General features: G+C 40.9%; 1 pseudogene. It reads right to left on the reverse strand.

Annotated elements, in window-relative coordinates:
• A pseudogene (locus ACHUFA_RS11055) lies at window positions 1-440 on the reverse strand (phage tail tip lysozyme); the annotation flags it as partial.

Here is a 440-nt window from a genome sequence, read left to right on the forward strand (position 1 = left end):
TATAACCATATCGGTAGGTCATGTTTAAGCTATCCTCATCGGTCTGTCCCTGAAAGGGATTTTCCAATTCTTGAAGGGCTAAATAGTTGCCTTCTTCGGTCAATTCCTTTAGTTCTTCTTGATCCTCATCAGACAGCTTGTAAGCAGGTTCTTTATATAAGTCAGACATGGATTTAATAGAATCTCCACCATTTAAGTCCATCCAGACTTGACTGAGAAACGCTTTGTAGGTCACACCACCTGCTTCCATGAAATCGTCAAGCTTGTAGTCTTGGTATTGATGATTCATGTAAACCATGACCTCATCAATCTTAGTGTAAAAGGTAATTCCCTTTTCGTTGGTTCTTGTATGCTCCGCATCTTCCCACGTCATGTGGGTATAGGCCATGGTCAATTCCATCTCATCTTGTTGAATGACACTGCTACCTGATACACTCATA

The sequence above is a fragment of the Streptococcus hepaticus genome (assembly GCF_043656315.1).
Classification (GTDB): domain Bacteria; phylum Bacillota; class Bacilli; order Lactobacillales; family Streptococcaceae; genus Streptococcus; species Streptococcus hepaticus.